This is a genomic window from Thalassospira lucentensis MCCC 1A00383 = DSM 14000 (assembly GCF_000421265.1).
GTDB lineage: Bacteria > Pseudomonadota > Alphaproteobacteria > Rhodospirillales > Thalassospiraceae > Thalassospira > Thalassospira lucentensis.
The window spans coordinates 130,535-144,293 of sequence record NZ_ATWN01000004.1; the positions used below are offsets into that span (position 1 = coordinate 130,535).

General features: G+C 53.7%; 13 protein-coding genes. 4 read left to right on the top strand and 9 right to left on the bottom strand.

Going from position 1 to position 13,759, the window contains the following annotated elements:
• Positions 1–38 precede the first annotated feature (38 nt).
• The 3 genes from K355_RS0109735 to K355_RS0109745 all read right to left on the bottom strand — a co-directional run bounded on the left by K355_RS0109735 (position 39) and on the right by K355_RS0109745 (position 2,446).
• Positions 39–1,049 (bottom strand): TapB family protein, encoded by a 1,011-nt coding sequence (locus K355_RS0109735; protein WP_022731945.1) that lies wholly within the window; start codon positions 1,047–1,049, stop codon positions 39–41.
• A gap of 90 nt (positions 1,050–1,139) precedes the next feature.
• Positions 1,140–1,925: a hypothetical protein gene (locus K355_RS0109740; RefSeq protein WP_022731946.1), complete on the bottom strand. Its 786-nt coding sequence runs from the start codon at positions 1,923–1,925 to the stop codon at positions 1,140–1,142.
• Positions 1,922–2,446, bottom strand: coding sequence for an RNA polymerase sigma factor (locus K355_RS0109745; RefSeq protein ID WP_022731947.1), 525 nt, complete (start codon positions 2,444–2,446; stop codon positions 1,922–1,924). Before K355_RS0109745 ends, K355_RS0109740 begins: the two co-directional genes overlap by 4 nt.
• Before the next feature lie 188 nt (positions 2,447–2,634).
• On the opposite strand from K355_RS0109745, the gene K355_RS0109750 reads away from it, so the two are divergent.
• Complete coding sequence (locus K355_RS0109750) at positions 2,635–3,504, top strand: hypothetical protein (protein WP_028791483.1); 870 nt, start codon at positions 2,635–2,637, stop codon at positions 3,502–3,504.
• A 276-nt stretch (positions 3,505–3,780) separates the two neighbouring features.
• On the opposite strand, the gene K355_RS0109760 is transcribed toward K355_RS0109750, so the two are convergent.
• Complete coding sequence (locus K355_RS0109760) at positions 3,781–4,995, bottom strand: NADP-dependent isocitrate dehydrogenase (protein ID WP_022731949.1); 1,215 nt, start codon at positions 4,993–4,995, stop codon at positions 3,781–3,783.
• A 427-nt stretch (positions 4,996–5,422) separates the two neighbouring features.
• Here K355_RS0109760 and K355_RS25530 point away from each other — a divergent pair, with 427 nt between their 5' ends.
• Positions 5,423–5,590 carry a hypothetical protein gene (locus K355_RS25530; protein WP_022731950.1) on the top strand — a complete coding sequence of 56 codons (168 nt, stop codon included), beginning with the start codon at positions 5,423–5,425 and terminating at the stop codon, positions 5,588–5,590.
• Positions 5,591–5,670: 80 nt separating this feature from the next.
• On the opposite strand, the gene K355_RS0109770 is transcribed toward K355_RS25530, so the two are convergent.
• Positions 5,671–6,324, bottom strand: a complete 654-nt coding sequence (locus K355_RS0109770; protein WP_022731951.1) for a TetR/AcrR family transcriptional regulator — start codon at positions 6,322–6,324, stop codon at positions 5,671–5,673.
• 96 nt (positions 6,325–6,420) lie between these two features.
• Between K355_RS0109770 and K355_RS0109775 the strand changes: the two genes are divergently transcribed.
• Positions 6,421–7,524 (top strand): HlyD family secretion protein, encoded by a 1,104-nt coding sequence (locus tag K355_RS0109775; RefSeq protein ID WP_022731952.1) that lies wholly within the window; start codon positions 6,421–6,423, stop codon positions 7,522–7,524.
• Positions 7,524–9,134, top strand: coding sequence for a DHA2 family efflux MFS transporter permease subunit (locus K355_RS0109780; RefSeq protein ID WP_022731953.1), 1,611 nt, complete (start codon positions 7,524–7,526; stop codon positions 9,132–9,134). The genes K355_RS0109775 and K355_RS0109780 overlap by 1 nt, the downstream gene beginning before the upstream one ends.
• A 367-nt stretch (positions 9,135–9,501) precedes the next feature.
• Here the strand turns inward: K355_RS0109780 and K355_RS23680 are convergent, their stop codons facing one another.
• The 4 genes from K355_RS23680 to K355_RS0109800 all read right to left on the bottom strand — a co-directional run bounded on the left by K355_RS23680 (position 9,502) and on the right by K355_RS0109800 (position 13,749).
• On the bottom strand, positions 9,502–10,467 hold the full coding sequence (locus tag K355_RS23680; RefSeq protein ID WP_022731954.1) for a DMT family transporter: 966 nt from the start codon (positions 10,465–10,467) through the stop codon (positions 9,502–9,504).
• A 180-nt stretch (positions 10,468–10,647) separates the two neighbouring features.
• Positions 10,648–11,496 (bottom strand): carbohydrate ABC transporter permease, encoded by an 849-nt coding sequence (locus tag K355_RS0109790; RefSeq protein ID WP_022731955.1) that lies wholly within the window; start codon positions 11,494–11,496, stop codon positions 10,648–10,650.
• On the bottom strand, positions 11,493–12,386 hold the full coding sequence (locus K355_RS0109795; protein ID WP_022731956.1) for a carbohydrate ABC transporter permease: 894 nt from the start codon (positions 12,384–12,386) through the stop codon (positions 11,493–11,495). Before K355_RS0109795 ends, K355_RS0109790 begins: the two co-directional genes overlap by 4 nt.
• Before the next feature lie 97 nt (positions 12,387–12,483).
• Positions 12,484–13,749, bottom strand: coding sequence for an ABC transporter substrate-binding protein (locus tag K355_RS0109800; protein WP_022731957.1), 1,266 nt, complete (start codon positions 13,747–13,749; stop codon positions 12,484–12,486).
• Positions 13,750–13,759: the final 10 nt, after the last annotated feature.

The following is a 13,759-nucleotide window of genomic DNA, read 5'->3' on the forward strand; positions in this document are numbered from 1 at the left end:
ATAACCCGCTAGGAGCCTTTTCTCAATGTCGCGTAGCGTCAGGATGCATTTGCGGTTGTCTGTGCCGCAACGTCATCTTCAAGAACCCAGCCGTCATCCGTGCGGCAGGCTGATTTTATCTGCTGACTGGTGCGGTTGCGGGCGGTCAGTTCCTGTCGGTAGGTACGACACCAGACACCTTTTTCAGTTTGAACGGTCTTAAGCGGTGTGATTGCAATCTCAAGCGTTGCCAATGATGCAGTTTGTGTTTCACCGGAATTGTTGTTTTCAAGCGCGGCCTGAACGGTTTTACTCAGGCTTTGACGATCGCGTTCGGGAATTTTTGCCGGTGCCGGACCAAAGGTGGTCAGTTCTTCGCTTTGGTCCTGTCCGGAATTCCATTTGCGTTCACGTTTGACATAAAACCCGACTTCTGGCGCGTACCACCACGTGGTTGTTTGCATCCACCACTGTTTATAGTACCGCGAACATTCCACGACAAAACTGTCAAACGTGCCCGCAGGAACCGTTACCGCCTCAGTTGCCGGGACCTTGCAGGTTAACCATTGTTCATAGGTGTTGGTTTCACCAGTATCTGGGGCCGTACTTTCCGATCTGGTTGAAACACGCACCATCTTGTCGACTTCAAGCGGCCAGATGCTTTCAGATCTTTCCTTGATCGTCGCGGTGCCGGTTCGTTTTTGGTCATCCTTATCTGTATAAGACCAATCAAGGTTGGGGCCGGTGAAGTCGGCAGTTGTTTCAAACACATAGTCGCCGCCGCCATTCCATTCAATGCGGTCACCCTTGATGTCACGGACATAAATCGCGCGCCCGCTATCATAGACAAAGGCGTCCCCAATCCCGAAATTGGGTAAGGACGCGGTGCCAAGTTCTGGACCGGTATTCGGGGTTTTTTCAGCATATTCACCCAGTCCATCGTTCATATTGTTCAGGGACTGGGAAAAATCGTTCATGGTGTTTTCAAACGTCTGACAGGCGCCAAGTGTCCCCAGGCCCGTAACGCAAGAAAGCGCCAGAAAATGGCGCAGAAGTTTTGACGTGCTCATTGTCTTGATCCTGCTCATTCTTTTTATTTAGTGCGTCCTACGATCAATCGCAGCCAACAGCCCCGCCGAACGCCGGGGCTGTCAGTTGCCTTAAAGTTTCTGTTTCGGGCTGTCGGGCGTGTCGGCATCGCGAAGCTCAACGCCGGGGATCAGGCGATACACGGTTTCCCAAATACCTTCATCGGTCCGGCAGGCGCGGCCATAAAACTCGTCAAGCCCGTCGCCATTGACCGGATTAACCGGAAAAGTAACCCGGTATTCCCGGCAGAACCGCCCGGCCTGACGGAAGGTTCGTAATGGTTCAATCTGGATTTCTTCGTTGGCACGATGATCGGGATCAAGTGCCACGTTGCGGATATTCCCACTCAGCGTTTTTTCCAATGTCTGGCTTATTTCCATGTCCAGAACCGGGTTGTTCACAGGGGAATAGGAAGCAGACTGAGCATTGGGTGTTGTGAAAGCCCCAATGTTGTCCGTGGTCATATTCTGATTAAACAAATTACCCCCGACAAAGGCGATCAGAACCGCCGCTGCTGCCCCGATGCCGGTCCAGATTGCACTGTTGCTGTTGGCAGCCTTGCGTATGACAGCAGACTGATCTTTTCTATCCGTCGAATGCACATGACCAGAGATCGGTTTCTGATCAAGGATATCCGCAATATTTTGCGAAAGCTCCGGATAGATCGCGTCATTGAGAAGTCGTTCAGACTGATTGCGCAGCATGACGGATTGTCCGGCCATGACGTTGAATTGCCGTGTTAGAACAGGACAATTGGCAATCCGGTCCTCGAGCTTGCGGCATTCCGTCGGGGCAAGTTCGCCGTCGATATAAGCCGACAGCAGGATATAGTCTTGTTCTGTGAGTGCTGTGGTCATGGCGAACCTCTTTGAATGTCGTCACTGTTGGTGTTCTGGCTATCATCATCATGCATCATCGCAAGCGCCTTGCGTGCCCGTGCGACGCGGCTCATCACTGTGCCTGCCGGGGCGTCAAGAATGTCGGCAGCTTCGCGGTAGCTGTATCCTTCAATAAGAACCAGTGTGACCGCTGCGCGCTGATCTTCGGCAAGTGCAGCAAGCGCTGCCTGCAAGAACAATCTGTCTGTCCCACCATGGCTCTGTCCGGGAAGTGTACTTTCGCGCGCATCTTCAAACGAAATGACATTGCCTCGGCGTTGTTCGCGGCGCTTTTCATCAATCCAGCTTGTCTGGATAATGCGATAAAGCCAGCTGTCGAGACGCGTGCCCTGTTCGTATTGATCAATGCGTTCGACGGCTTTGATATAGGCAGTTTGGACAAGGTCTTCGGCGGCGACAACGTCGCGCGTCAATGACCGCGCAAATCGAAGCGCGCGCGGTAAAAGGTCTGTCAGTTCCGTCTTTAGTGCGGTGTCCAATCCAACCGTCCCATTCTGGTTCTGTTGTTTATATTGTGTATAGAACGCGCGCGCGGCGCTGTTTCTTCCATCACACTTCAAAAAAAAAATGTTCGAAAAATTTTCAGGAAAGGGGAAGAAAACCACTCGCGGTTTCGTTGTTCTGCCAAATGAACGCATCTTTCCACCTAATGGACTGGAGAAAAACAATGTCGAACCAAGAGATGAAAACTCTGCGCACCAAGATTGCAACGGCAGGTATTCTGGGCTTCGGGGCCTTTGCCCTGATCGCAACGCCGGTTTCCTTCAGTTCGGACCATTTTGGCCTCACCGATAATGCCGCTTTTGCCCAAGGCAATGGTAACGGCAACGGTGGTGGCAATGGCAATGGCAACGGCGGTGGCAACGGTAACGGCGGCGGAAACGGCGGTGGCAATGGTAATGCTGGCGGTAACGGTGGCGGGAATGGAAATGGGAATGGCGGCGGTGGTGCCAACGGCGACAGTGGACCAAGCGGCCCTGATGGCCCAGGCAACAGCTCCAACGCGGGCGGTAATGGCAAGGGCAATGGCGGCGGAAATGGCAATGGCGCCGATGGTCCGGGCAACAGTGCTGCGGCGCGCTCAAACGCAAGCAGCCTTGGATTGCAGTCTAAAGGCGCACGTTCGGCATCCACCGAAACCGACGAAGAAGACGATATTAAAGGCCGTTCAATGCCACGGGGCATAACAACAGCACCGGGCCTTGCAGGTGCCTTGCCGCCGGGTATTCAACGCGTATTTGGCGCTCCAGCCGGTCCTGATGTTGATCCCGACGTCGAACAGGAAATCATTACCAAGGGCTGGAAAGAATTGACCCGTCCTGATGCTGGCGATGACACGCCCGACGATGGCGAACCTGATATCGGCGATACGGGTGATACTGGTGATACGAGCGATACTGGTGATACCGGCGACACTGGTGATACAGGTGATACAGGTGATACTGGTGATACTGGTGATACAGGTGATACTGGCGATACAGGTGACACGGTTGGGGATACCGGGGATGCTGCTGAAACGGTTGATACCGTTTCATAACCACCAACCCCAAAGCAGTTGATCCTGCTTTGTATGCTGCGGTCTGTCTCGTGGCCGTTGCAAACTCAAAACCCCGCTTGGTCTTTACCAGCGGGGTTCTTTTTTTGTCGTGGTGCGATCATCATGCTGGTCAATTCATCCGGTCTGGCTCGCACTGGCTTCGCGGGCCTTTCGATCAACCGCCCTAAGTTTAGCGTCTTTCGCATGCTGCATAAAAAACAAAACCCCGCCGGTGCATCCGGCGGGGTTTCTTGATTGGCGCAAAGCTTAGGGCAATCAGCCCATTGCAGCTTTGAGACCTTCGTCCAGTTTGTCGAGGAACTGGGTGGTGGTCAGCCATTTCTGGTTCGGGCCGATCAGAAGTGCCAAATCCTTGGTCATGAAGCCGGCTTCGACGGTGTCGACGCAAACTTTTTCAAGGGTTTCAGCAAATTTGACGACTTCTGGCGTGCTGTCGAATTCACCACGGTATTTCAAGCCCTGCGACCATGCAAAGATCGATGCAATCGGGTTGGTCGAGGTTTCTTTGCCCTGCTGGTGCTGGCGATAGTGACGGGTCACGGTGCCGTGTGCGGCTTCTGCTTCGACGGTCTGCCCATCCGGGGTCATCAGAACAGAAGTCATCAGACCGAGCGAGCCAAAGCCCTGTGCCACGGTGTCAGACTGAACGTCGCCGTCGTAGTTCTTACAAGCCCAAACAAAACCACCGTTCCATTTCATGGCGCAAGCAACCATGTCATCGATCAGGCGGTGTTCATAGGTGATGCCGGCAGCTTTGAATTTATCGGCAAATTCAGTCTGATAGACTTCTTCGAACAGGTCTTTGAAACGGCCATCATAGGCTTTCATGATGGTGTTCTTGGTCGACAGGTAAACCGGCCAGCCAAGGTTAAGACCATAGTTCAGGCTGGCACGTGCAAAGCCCTTGATGCTGTCATCAAGGTTATACATCGACATCGCAACGCCCGAAGACGGGAAGTCGAAGACTTCGTGTTCGATGGCTTCACCGCCGTCTGCCGGCTGGAATTTAATCGTCAGTTTACCTGCGCCCGGAACTTTGAAGTCGGTCGCACGGTACTGGTCGCCAAATGCATGACGGCCAATAACGATCGGCTGGGTCCAACCCGGAACCAGACGCGGCACGTTCGAGCAAATGATCGGCTGACGGAAAACGGTACCGCCGATGATGTTACGGATGGTGCCGTTTGGCGACTTCCACATCTTTTTCAGGCCGAATTCCGTAACACGTTCTTCGTCCGGGGTGATGGTCGCGCATTTAACACCAACGCGGTGTTCCTTGATGGCGTTTGCCGCATCAATGGTGATCTGATCGTCGGTCTCGTCCCGTTTCTGAACCGAAAGATCGTAGTATTTCAGGTCAATGTCGAGATACGGCAGGATCAGCTTGTTTTTGATGAAGTCCCAGATGATGCGGGTCATTTCATCGCCGTCAAGCTCGACGACTGGATTCTTAACTTGAATCTTGCTCATAGAATACTCCCTTGCTGGCCGCTGCCGGAATACAGCGCGGCTGCCATTCAAGATGATTAAATCTTTGTCTTCCGGCGCGCGAGGGAGCGCCCTGGCCGCGTCGGGAGCCCGAACATACAGGAAGCCATCAGAAAATCAAAGAGGGCGACGCAACATCATCGTTGTCGCGCATGGAAACCGAGGATTCTGTTGGGTTTGTACATGTCGAGGCCAGCGGTTTTGACCGATAAAAAGGCAAATTTGCCCGTTGTTTAGCGCAAAGCAGCGCGAAATTTAAAACAGGACGTTGCGGTGTTGAAAAAACAAAGTCACCTGACACGGATCAAGGAAAGCACATCCCAAACGGTTCTAAACTCGGACCGTTGAGCGAAAAGGACGAAGACTCCGGTGAGTGTGCAATCATTTTAAAATGGGGACTGTCAGAAACATGGCAACCGAAAACAATATCATCCTCGTCCTGTGTGTGGTCGGCTTTGGATTTTTGGCGGTGGGGTTTAACAACCGTGACCGGGGCTGGGGTCTTGCTATGATGTGGGGCGGTCTGGTGACGATGCTGGCCCCTATTGCATGGCGCTTGCTGACCCTGTTTGCGTAACGCGGTCAGCTATCTGTAAACGGGGTCGGGGGGCTGTGTTTACAGCACTTTGGGTTTGCAGCACTTTGGCGCGGTTGGTGTTAGCGGGTTTGTTGCGGATCAATCCCATACCCGCGCAGGAACATGTCCACAGCCGCAATCACATGGCTGTGCAAATCCTTGGCTTGGGGTTCCCAGTCGATATAGGACATCTGGCGAATGTCGTAGTCGGCTTTGACCAGGCTTGAGAAAAACACCGCAGCCTGTTTTGGGTCGGCCTTGGGAAAGTTTCCTTCGGCCATTTGGCGTTCGAAATAGGATGCAATGAACTTGCGCCCGGTCATCAATCCGCTTTCATAAAACACTTTTCCAAGTTTGGGAAAACGGGGAACTTCGCCCAGAAACAGCCGCATATACCGGATGGTATCGGGTGTTGTCAGAAGCGTCATCAGGGTTTCGCCGTAATGAATAAGGGCCGCGCGCAAGGGCAGGTCGGTCAACTCAAGCCCCGCCATGACGGAGGTTACCCGCCCCGTGCAATCACGGATAACGGCCTCAAAGACCCCATCTTTATTGCCAAACAGCTCATAAATTGTCCGGCGTGATCCGCCCGCTTCGGCGGTGATCATTTCAAGTGTCGTGCCCGCAAGACCGTGCTCACAAAACAGTTCTCTCGCTGCGTCGATCATGACGTCGCGGCGTTTGAGCGTTCTGGGATCTATTTTCCGTGTTTCGGACTTTTTTGCGTCGGACAAATGATCTGTTCCAATTCTGCACTTGACGTTTGGTACTGTCTGGTACCATAAAGATGTAAATGGTACTAGGCAATACCAAAAGGAATTAAGACAGTCATGAGTGTGAAGAAAATCATCCTGCCCCTGATCGCAGCGGCGGTTATCGGTGGCGGTGGATATTACGGGTTCTACTGGGTGACCGAGGGTCAGTATTTTGAAAATACCGACAATGCCTATTTGCAGGCCGACGAGGTTGCCATTTCGCCCAAGGTCTCTGGCTATGTCGGGCAATTGCGGGTTGATGAAAACCAGTCGGTCCGCAAAGGCGATCTGTTGTTGTCGATCAAGGACGAAGATTACCGTCTTGAACTGGCACAGACAGATGCGGCACTCGAAGCGCGCCGTGCGGCTGTAATCACGATGGATCAGCAGATCGTGCTTCAGGAAGCCGCGATTACGCAGGCCGATGCCAATGTGCGTATCGCCAAGGTCGAATTGGACCGCACGACCGAAGATTTCCAGCGCTATGACGATCTGGTTAAAAAGGGGGCTGCCAGCCGCCAGAAATTTGACTATGCCAAAGCCGACCGCCAGAAAGCACAGGCGCAGGTTGCGGCTGCCAATGCGACCATGGCGGTTGAAAAAGGCCGCCTTGGTGTTTTGCGGGCCCAAAAAATCGAAGCTGAACGTGCCGTCGGTCAGGCAGAATCTGCCCGCGACCTTGCCATGCAGGCATTGGACGATACCAAGATTTATGCACCGTTTGACGGCGTGATCGGCAACCGGTCGGTTCAGACCGGCGCACTGGTTCAGCCCGGTGAACAATTACTCGTCCTTGTCCCGTTGCCGGGCGTTTACATCGTGGCAAACTTCAAGGAAACCCAAATCGGCCATATGGCACGTGGCCAAAAGGTCCGGGTGGAGGTTGATGCCTTTCCCGATGCCGATATCACCGGCCATGTCGAAAGTTTCGCACCCGCCACGGGCGCACAGTTCAGTCTATTGCCGCCTGAAAATGCAACCGGCAACTTCACCAAGATTACCCAGCGCGTGCCGATCCGCATCGCACTTGATAACAGCAAATGGGCAACAGCCCTGCGTCCCGGTCTGTCGGTGGTGGTTGATGTCGATACCCGCGATGCCGACGGGACGCAGCACATCGCCGGGTCCGGACTTGTGCCCGGTGTGATTGCCAGTACGGAAGTTTCGGAGCTTAACTAATGAGCAGTACCGCCGCCAGTTCACCTGATACATCCGCCTCATCCGCGCACGGGGAAATGCCCGTGCAAAGCGGACAGGTTGATCGTATCCAGTTCATTGGCTGGGTGGCGATGGTTGTCGGTATGTTTCTGGCAATCCTTGATATTCAGATCGTCGCCAGTTCGCTTGAAAACATTCAGGCCGGGCTGTCGGCAAGCCCTGATGAAATTGGCTGGGTACAGACAAGTTACCTGATTGCCGAGGTCGTGATGATCCCGCTTTCAGGGTTCCTGTCGCGCCTGATGTCAACCCGCTGGCTGTTTGTTATTTCGGCCATCGGTTTCACGGTGATGTCGATTGCCTCGGCCTTTGCGTGGTCAATTGAAAGCATGATCTGGTGTCGGGCGCTGCAGGGGTTCCTGGGCGGGGCGATGATCCCGACAGTCTTTGCCACGACCTACATCATTTTCCCGCCGGAAAAACGCAACACCGCCTCGGTGATGATTGGCCTGATTGCCACCATGGCCCCAACTGTCGGTCCGACATTGGGCGGGTTTTTGACCCAGTCCCTGTCGTGGCACTGGCTGTTTTTGATCAACGTCATTCCGGGGGTTTTGATTGCCACGGTGGTTGGCATGACCCTTCGGATTGATAAGGGCGACAGATCCCTGCTTAAGGGGTTTGACCTTAAGGGCCTGATTGCCATGGCGGTGTTTCTGGGCAGTTTGGAATATGTGCTCGACGAGGGGCCGAAAGACGACTGGTTTGATGAAACTGCAATCGTTTACGGGACCATTGTCTGTGTGATTGCCGGGATTTATTTCTTCTGGCGGATGTTTCGCTATGACAAGCCGATTGTTGATCTGAAATCCTTTGCCGATCGCAATTTCACCATGGGCTGTGTATTCAGCTTCACCCTTGGCATCGGCCTATATGGCAGTGTCTATATCATGCCGTTGATGCTGGGCCGTATTCGCGGCTATGACAGTCTTGAGATTGGCATTGTCATGGCGGTGACCGGCATTTCACAGTTCCTGTGTGCCCCGATTGCCGGGAAAATGACGGCGAAATATCCGCCGCGTGTCGTGCTGGGCATTGGATTGATCATGTTTGCGATTGGTCTTGCCATGCATGGCTTTAATACCAGCGAAGTGTCCTTTAACGAATTGATCTTCCCGCAAATCGTGCGCGGAGCGGCCTTGATGTTCTGCATGTTGCCGGTGACCAATCTGGCACTTGGTACTTTACCGCCTGAAAAGATCAAAAACGCCAGCGGGCTTTATAACCTGATGCGCAACCTTGGCGGTGCAATGGGCATGGCGGGGATCAACACGTTGCTCGATAAGCGGATTGATTATCACTTTTCGCATCTGGCCGAGCACATCAACCCGGCCAGTACCGCCTTTAAGCAATATCTTGCCACCATCATGGCGCGTTATTCGGACATGGGTATTGCCGATCCGCATGCGGCGGCGATGAAATTCATCGTCAACCTTGTCACGCGCGAAGCATCAATGATTTCGTTTAACGATGTCTATCTTGCCATGGCGGCAACATTCTTTATTGCGTTCTTGCTTTTGCCCCTTGCACGTCCGGCGCGCCAAACGTCGGCTGGTGGCGGAGGGCATTGAGTTAATTGAGTTAATATCGAGCTTGTCAAAACCGAACGGTCACGACAGCGAGACGAGCCGCACACAGTCCCCCCCGACCCCGCAAGCGTATGCTTGAGTGCGGCTTGGCCGGTCCCCGTCCCCCGGGGGCCGGCATTTTTATTGTGAAATGAAAAAACGAAACGCCCGGGGAAAATCCCGGGCGTTTCTGGTTTCCGGCAGGGAGGTTGCCGGAAGACGACAAGGTGGGGTGACATTCCAACCACAAGATCGGGGGACGGTTGAAATGTCGCTCCCCCGGGGAAAGGGAACCACACCTTGTCTGGAATCGCTTACATCGGTGACATCGGTGACATCGGTGACATCGGTTGATCGATGTGCTTGGTGATCAGGTTTCGATCCGTATTGGTTCTGTGCCAAGGGCCCGAAGTTTTGCTGAATGACGTTGTTTTGAAACGGTAATCTGGACTATCCCGATCATCACCAGAAGGGAAGAGATCCAGAACACACTGTCATGTGCGGGCGTCGGGGCCAGGCCAAAACGCGCTGCGATCATCTCAAGCCCCAGCAGGATAAAGGGCAGGACCGATGTCGACAGGATGTATTTTTCAATCCCGGCAGTTTTGATCGATCGCAGCGATAACACCATGGCAGGCCCGCGAAACAAAACACCAATCAACAGTCCGGCAATCAGCGTTTCGGTGCCAAACAGACCGGCTGTCGAGATATAGGGGATCGGCACCGGACTGATCAGGTCAACCAGCGGCGGAACCGCCAAAAAGATCGATGCTGTGATCAGTAACAACACCCCGGTAAAGCGCAAATGCGCCCAGGCGTCCTTGATTTGATTATCGGGATGCTTTTCTGCGAGAACCGACGATGAAATGGCCGTAACTTCGGATGCCAGCATCAGCAGTACGGCAGGATTGGTAAAACCGCCGGGCAGATGCCATGCCAGCCAAGCCGCCCCGGCAATCAAGGCGGCATGACCCAGCCATTCAGACCGTCCGGGTGGTCTGCCCAGAATAAAGGTCGCGGCAAGGGCCGCCAGTGGCATGCCGGTTTGTGATAAAATGCCGCTTTGAGGTGCGCTGATATAGACAAGTGCAGCGGTCCATGTCACCCCGGTTATCACCCGCAAAATACCATAGGCCCAATTGATCGGCAGGGTAAATTGCCGCCACGGAATGCGCCTGCCTGGCGCCATCAGCACAAGTGCAATCCCGCCAAACACCAACTGCCAGCAGGTCATGGCATAGGGATCAATGTCAAAGCTGGTCAGCGCAATTCGGTTGCATACCAGCAACATCGCCCAAAACAAGGTGGTGGTGAAAAGCAGGACCAATACGGGCATATGATAAATTCATAAAAGTTATGATTGATCAAACATTCTGCACCCGTTCCGCCAAAATGACGACCAGATTTTTGCGATAAACATCTGAAATTAATTCATGAAACCAAAACCCCGCCGCAAGGGGTTCTCGGGGCGGGGTGCATCAAAGGATGCTGATTTTCGGTGTGTGTGTATTGCGGCTTAGCGAATGCCTGCGCGCAAAAACGCCTGAATGAATTGGCGCTGGAAAATCATGAAGGCGATAAGCAATGGCAAGATCGTCGTGAGGGTCGCAGCACTGATCACTGAAATATCCACCCCGGTTTCCGGTGCGCCGAATAAGGATAACCCAACTGTCAGGGGGCGGGTATCGGGTGAATTGGTGACAATCAGCGGCCACAGGAAGTTGTTCCAGTGTGTCGCGATCGACACCAGCGCATAGGCCAGATAAACCGGCTTGGCGGCAGGCACATAGACCTTCCACAAAACCCCCATCCAGCTGCAACCCTCAATCCGGGCGGCTTCCTCAAGCTCAATCGGAACCGATTTAAATGCCTGTCGCAACAGAAAAATGCCAAAGGCGCTGGCCATATAAGGCAGTCCAATGCCAAGGGCGGTATCAAACAGGCCAAGTTTTGAAACAATGGCGTAGTTTTCAACAATCAGCACTTCGGGCAGGATGAAAAGCTGCAAAAGAACAAGGATAAACACCGTATCGCGGCCCTTGAATTCAAACCGGGCAAAGGCAAATCCGGCCAGCGTACAGAGCACAAGCTGCCCCGCCAGAATAAGTGTCACCAGCACAACGGTATTGGTGAAATAGCCAACCCATGGCACCGCGTTCCAGACATAGACAAAATTCTCAAACGTCAGCGGGCTTGAAAAATCCATGCCAAGGGCCGTGCCTGATGGCTGCAATGCCGCCCATGTGGCAAACAGCAACGGCGAAATCCAGACAATCGCCAAAACCCACGCCCCGACGGCATCGAAAACTTTATCAAGGTCGGGCAGGCGGCGTTTGGGTGATATTGATGTAACAATCGTGTTCATCGGTAATGGGTCCGTTTTTCCACCAGCCGGAACTGAATGACGGCAACAATGCCAAGGGTCAGAAGGACAAGGATGGTCATGGCCGCGGCGTGCGGGCTGTCGAAATAGGCAAATGCCATTTCCCAAATCCAGTACAGGATCAGCTTGGACGCATTGTTCGGCCCGCCCTTGGTCAGGATGAACAGATGGTCGATCAGCTTGACCGAATTGATCATCGCATTGACAAAAACAAAGATCGTCGTCGGCATCAAAAGCGGCAATAAAATCCGCCGGGTATAGGTCCAGCGACCCGCCCCCTCAATCCTCGCTGCTTCGCGCAGGTCCGGCGGAATGGTCTGAAGGGCGGCGAGATAAAAGATCATGAAAAATCCGGATTCTTTCCAGATCGTCACGATAATGATCGATGCCAGTGCGGTTTCAGGCTGACCGAGCCAGTTGGTCGGTTCCGCCCCGAAAAAACCGGTGATCTGATCAATGACGCCAAGATCAGGGGTATAGAAAAACAGCCACAAATTGGCCGCAGCAATCATCGGTAAAATGGTCGGCGTGAAATAGGCACTGCGCACAAAGCTGCGTGCGGGAATATGCGCATTGGCCCAAAGCGCCATCGCCAACGCAAAGAAAATCGACACCGGAATGGTGATGCCAGCATAAATCAGATTGTTAGACGCCACTGTCCAAAAGGTCGGATCGGCAAACAGATCGCTATAATTATCAAGCCCGGCAAACACCGACGGACGGCGCGTGGTGCCGCGCGTAAACAGGCTATGCCACAAGGTCGCAATGGCCGGGTAAAAGGCAAACAGGCTCATTAATGCCAAGGCCGGGGCCGCCAGCATCCAGCCATAAAGCGCCAGTCGGCGCTTTTGAAGTTGGGCCATCTCGTTCATGGTCGGCACGTCCTGAAATCAGAAAACTGAAAGTCATCAAAGAAAAAAGGTGCCGAAGCGGGCATTGGGACCCGCTTCGGCGTGCAGACGGGCAATCTTAGTGGAAGGCCCGAAGAAGACGGTTTGCTTCGGCCTGTGCGCCTTCAAGGGCTTCTTTTGGCGTTTTCTCGCCGGTCAAAGCCGCCTGAATGGCGTTGTTCAAACCATCGCGGACACGTGCGGTGTCATAAGTGGAGAATTCCGGGATCGCGACTTCAAGCTGATCACGGGCGACCAATGCCTGCGGGAAGTCAGCCGCATAGGATTTAAGCGCATCGGTTTCGTATGCTTCTGGCGTCACACCAACATAACCGGTTGCAATCGACCATTCCGCGGCACGGTCCGGTGCGGTCATGTATTTGATCAGGGCAAGCGATGCTTCTTTCTGTGCATCGGTTGAATCTTTGAACAGATAGAAGTTACCACCACCGGTCGGCGACCCCGATTGTTTGTGTTTTGGCAACATCGCCACACCGAAATCAAATTTGGCTTCGCGCTTAACCGCCGACAGGTTGCCGGTTGAATGCCACATCATGGCTGTCTGACCCTGAACAAAGGCCTGACGCAGGGTTCCCCATTCAATCGTGCCTTCGGGCATGATTTTTTCATCCGTCGCAAGTCCGCGCCAGAATTCAAGCGCCTCAACCACGGCCGGATCATCGAAATAGGTTTCCGTGCCATCATTGCTCATAAGCTCTTTGCCATTCTGAACGGCAAAGCACTGGAACATCCAGTAAGGATACCCGGTTGATGGCACCATCAGGCCCCATTTGCCGTCTTTGGCAAGCGCCTTGCCATCGGCAACCAGTTCTTCCCATGTTTGCGGCGGGTTTTCCGGATCAAGGCCGGCTTCGCGGAACATGTCCTTGTTGTAGTACATAACAATGGTCGAACGCTGGAACGGGATGCCCCAGGTTTTGTCATCGACTTTGCCATTGGCCATCAGGGCCGGGTAAAAACCGTTCAGCCATTCTTTGTCTTCGGCGGTTTTGACAACGTCATCAAACGGGACAATCAGGTCCTGCTCGATCAGGTCATAAACGTCGATGGAAAACATGACCGAAAGCTGTGCCGGATCGCCGCTTTTGATGGCGGACACAGCACGCAGGCGGGTGTCGTCATAATTGCCAGCATAGATGGCATTGACCTTGACGTCCGGGTGTTCGGACTCAAAACCGTCAATCATGCCGTCGATCACGTCGGTCAACGGGCCGCCAACGGCGACGGGATAATACATGGTGAGCTCAGTCGCAGCAAAGGCAGGTGTCGCCGCCGTTGCCATCAATCCGGCGGCAAAAGCAGCACGGGTTACGATGTTACGCATGAAGATATCT

Coding starts and splice junctions, on each gene's coding strand:
- K355_RS0109735 (WP_022731945.1), bottom strand. CDS start 1,049: ATGAGCACGTCAAAACTTCTGCGCCATTTTCTGGCGCTTTCTTGCGTT.
- K355_RS0109740 (WP_022731946.1), bottom strand. CDS start 1,925: ATGACCACAGCACTCACAGAACAAGACTATATCCTGCTGTCGGCTTAT.
- K355_RS0109750 (WP_028791483.1), top strand. CDS start 2,635: ATGTCGAACCAAGAGATGAAAACTCTGCGCACCAAGATTGCAACGGCA.
- K355_RS0109760 (WP_022731949.1), bottom strand. CDS start 4,995: ATGAGCAAGATTCAAGTTAAGAATCCAGTCGTCGAGCTTGACGGCGAT.
- K355_RS25530 (WP_022731950.1), top strand. CDS start 5,423: ATGGCAACCGAAAACAATATCATCCTCGTCCTGTGTGTGGTCGGCTTT.
- K355_RS0109775 (WP_022731952.1), top strand. CDS start 6,421: ATGAGTGTGAAGAAAATCATCCTGCCCCTGATCGCAGCGGCGGTTATC.
- K355_RS0109780 (WP_022731953.1), top strand. CDS start 7,524: ATGAGCAGTACCGCCGCCAGTTCACCTGATACATCCGCCTCATCCGCG.
- K355_RS23680 (WP_022731954.1), bottom strand. CDS start 10,467: ATGCCCGTATTGGTCCTGCTTTTCACCACCACCTTGTTTTGGGCGATG.
- K355_RS0109790 (WP_022731955.1), bottom strand. CDS start 11,496: ATGAACACGATTGTTACATCAATATCACCCAAACGCCGCCTGCCCGAC.
- K355_RS0109795 (WP_022731956.1), bottom strand. CDS start 12,386: ATGAACGAGATGGCCCAACTTCAAAAGCGCCGACTGGCGCTTTATGGC.
- K355_RS0109800 (WP_022731957.1), bottom strand. CDS start 13,749: ATGCGTAACATCGTAACCCGTGCTGCTTTTGCCGCCGGATTGATGGCA.